Origin of the sequence: Mycobacterium sp. (genome assembly GCF_050701675.1) — a bacterium.
In the GTDB taxonomy this organism is placed as follows: domain Bacteria; phylum Actinomycetota; class Actinomycetes; order Mycobacteriales; family Mycobacteriaceae; genus Mycobacterium.
In genome coordinates this window covers 1-3,450 of the sequence record NZ_JBOGDD010000866.1, presented here as the reverse complement: position 1 = coordinate 3,450, position 3,450 = coordinate 1, and the positions used below count along the sequence as shown (strand labels likewise).

3 protein-coding genes are annotated in these 3,450 nt (G+C 68.5%); 1 reads left to right on the top strand and 2 read right to left on the bottom strand.

Annotated features, from left to right (window positions below):
- Positions 1–980: CaiB/BaiF CoA transferase family protein (locus tag ACRDUX_RS26600; RefSeq protein WP_526418146.1), on the top strand; the 980-nt coding region annotated here is incomplete at its 5' end.
- Here the strand turns inward: ACRDUX_RS26600 and amaB are convergent.
- Both amaB and ACRDUX_RS26590 read right to left on the bottom strand, forming a co-directional pair.
- Positions 882–2,420 carry an L-piperidine-6-carboxylate dehydrogenase gene (amaB, locus tag ACRDUX_RS26595; protein ID WP_526418144.1) on the bottom strand — a complete coding sequence of 513 codons (1,539 nt, stop codon included), beginning with the start codon at positions 2,418–2,420 and terminating at the stop codon, positions 882–884. The two genes, ACRDUX_RS26600 and amaB, sit on opposite strands and share 99 nt — an antisense overlap.
- Positions 2,417–3,450 (bottom strand): 2-oxoadipate dioxygenase/decarboxylase family protein (locus ACRDUX_RS26590; RefSeq protein WP_526418142.1); only part of this gene is annotated, 1,034 nt, incomplete at its 5' end. The genes ACRDUX_RS26590 and amaB, both read right to left, overlap by 4 nt.

The window sequence follows — 3,450 nt, the reverse complement described above, 5'->3', positions numbered from 1 at the left end:
GCGCTGAGGCTTTGCGCGCGCTGATCGAAAGCGCCGACGTCTTCATCCATTCGATGCGTGCCAGGGCGATCGCCAAACTCGGTTTCTCCTACGACGACGTGGCCGCCATCAACCCGGCCATCGTCTACACCAACTGCTACGGCTACAGCCGCCGCGGGCCAGAGGCCGACCGCCCCGCGTACGACGACATCATTCAGGCCCAATCCGGGGTCTCGGCCGTGCAGAAGCTTCTCACCGGCGAGACGACCTACGTCGGAACGATCGTGGCGGACAAGGTCGCCGGGCTCACGGCGCTGTACGCCACGATGATGGCGCTGTTCCACCGAGAGCGGACCGGCGAGGGCCAGGAGGTGGAGGTCAGCATGTTCGAGACGATGGCGTCGTTCATGCTCGTCGAGCACGCCAACGGCAAGATGTTCTCGCCGCCGCTCGGACCCGCCATCTACCCGCGGACGGTGGCGCCGAACCGCAAGCCGTATCCGACCAAGGACGGTCACGTCGCGGTGTTGATCTACAACGACAAGCACTGGAAGGCGTTCGTCGACGCGGTGAAGCCCCCGTGGAACGACGAGTCGTACGCGACGCTGGAACAACGAGCCAAGCAGATCGACGTCATGTATGGCCTGATCGCGGAGACGCTGCTGGAACGCACCACCGCCGAGTGGCTCGAACTGTTCGGCGAGTTGGAGATCCCTGCCGCGCCCATCCAGACGCCCGATGAGCTGTTCGACGATCCACACCTCAACGCGGTCGGCCTCTTCGAGACGGTGGACACCAAGCACGGCCCGGTGCGCTTTCCCGGTGTGCCGACCTGGTTTTCGCGTACCCCCGGCCGGGTGGCCGGGCCTGCGCCCGAGCTGGGCGCAGACACGGCCGAGGTGCTAGCCGAAGTGGACTCCCTGGGCGAGCGGGAGTTCGGAGCTGTAGTTGACGGTGTTCGTAGCGCGCCGCATGTAGGCCTTCCAGGAGTCGGACCCTGACTCACGGCCGCCGCCGGTCTGCTTCTCGCCGCCGAACGCGCCGCCGATCTCGGCACCCGAGGTGCCGATGTTGACGTTGGCAATGCCGCAGTCCGAACCGTCGGCGGCCATGAACCTCTCGGCCTCCCGCATGTCGGTGGTGAAGATCGCCGACGAAAGCCCCTGCGGTACGGCATTGTTCAACGCGATCGCCTCATCGAGCGAGTCGTAGGTCAGCACGTACAGGATGGGCGCGAACGTCTCGTCGTGGACCACCGCCGTCTGGGCAGGCATCCGCACCACCGCGGGTTCGACGTAGAACGAGCCCTCACCGAGGTCGCGGCGTTCGCCACCGATGACCTCTCCGCCGTCGGCCCTGGCCGTCTCGAGGGCGCCGACCATGTCGCGGTAGGACCTCTCGTGGATCAGCGGCCCGACGAGGGTGCCGTCGGCCGATGGATCGCCGATCGGCAGGCTGCGGTAGGCGGCGGTGATGCGCTCGATCAGGGTGTCGACGACCGAACTGTGCGCGATCACCCGTCGTAGCGTGGTGCAGCGCTGGCCCGCGGTACCCGCCGCGGAGAACACGATGCCGCGAACGGCCAGGTCGAGGTCCGCAGACGGCGTCACGATGGCGGCGTTGTTACCGCCGAGTTCCAGCAGCGACTTGCCGAATCGCTGTGCCACCCGCGGGCCCACCTGCTGGCCCATCCGCACCGACCCGGTCGCACTGACCAGGGCGACGCGTGGGTCGTCGACGAGGAGCTCGCCGATCTCCCTGCCGCCCTGGATGAGTCGGCAGACGGACCCAACGGCTCCAACATCGGAGGCGGCCCGCTCGACGAGGGCCTGACACGCGATGGCGGTCAGTGGCGTGAGCTCCGAGGGCTTCCACACCACGGTGTCACCGGCCACCAGCGCGACCGCGGTGTTCCACGCCCACACCGCGACGGGAAAGTTGAAGGCGGTGATGACGCCGACGACGCCGAGCGGATGCCACGTCTCCATGAGCCGGTGGCCGGGCCGCTCGGAGGCGATGGTGCGCCCGTACAGCTGCCGCGAGAGGCCGACGGCGAACTGACAGACGTCGATCATCTCCTGGACTTCGCCAAGCGCCTCCGAGGTGATCTTGCCTGCCTCGATGGTGACCAGCGTGGCGAGATCGGCCTTGTGCTCGACGAGTAGTTCACCGAGCCGCGCGACGAGTGCGCCGCGCACCGGGGCGGGGGTGAGGCGCCACGCCGCGAAGGCTTGCGCCGCGTCGGCGATCGCCTGGTCGGCCTCGCGGGTGGTGGTCTCGGTGACGGTGAACAGGACGTCGCCGGTGACCGGGGTGCTGGCCTGTAGGCCGTGGCCGCCCGGACCGCCGAGCTCGATCGCCGAGCCGACGGCCTTGAGTGCCGTGCGGGCGCGGTCGCGGAGCTCGTCGGCGGTCGGGAGCGAGGTCAGTTGGTTGGTCATGCGGCAGCTTTCTCGTAGAGGTCGTACGGGTCGTGAACGTGATGTCCGATGGCGCCGGCCATCCAGCCGGCGCTGTAGCCGGATCGGTCGTCGGCATCGGCCTTGGCGGCGTCATCCTCCAGGTTGGACCGGAAGATGCCAGCAGCTGACGCGGGCAGGAAGTCCTCGTAGACAACGGGTTTCGTTGGATCGCCACCTCGGTAGTAGGCGAGGCCGCTGGCTGCCATCTCCGCGTCGGTGGCTGGGAAGTACTCGGCCCATGAGGCTGCCGGATCGGTGTCATTCCCCGGGTCGCTTCGCTCCTGCCCCAGGATGGAGCTCATGGCGGCGTCGTAACGCTCGCGACCCTCACGCGTCAACGCGACACCACGGGCCTCCACCTCGCCGAAGCGAACCCGCAGGCTGCCTTCGGTGACGTTGCCCGCGGAGTCCCGAAATCGCCGTGGCTCCGCCAGCGCCCGGAACGACGTCTGCCGCAACAGCACGTCGGGTCCGTGCCAGCGTGGCGGACCTTGAATGGCGTCGATCATGGTCACGCCGCGTGCGGTCATCCGGCGATACAGTTCGTCGATGTCGAGCACCCGCGGCGTCAGGTGGTTGACGTGCGTGGACCGTACGCCCGCGATGTCGGCGGCGACCGCCGACACCTGGGACAACTCGGCATACCAGCCGCCGTCGATCGGATCGCGCGAAAGGGCGAACGCGGAGACCGCGCGCGCCACGAAGTCGTCGGCGGCGGCCGAGGTGCAGGCGCCGTCGGCCGCGATCACCCGGGCGCGGCTGATCAACGCGGGATCGAAAAGCCGACGCTCGTCGAGAAACCGGTCGACGCGGGCGCGCAGGTCGGCGTCGAAGAACCGGGTGTCGGCGGTGGCCAGGGTTGACGTGAACACGCGGAACGGGTTGCGCGCCAGATCGTCTGCATCGATGGGCCGGAAGGCGGTCGAGATCACGGGGACCGGGGACGCCGCCTCGCGCAGGTCGTAATAGCCGACCGGGTACATGCCGAAGGCGGCGAACAGGTCGGCGA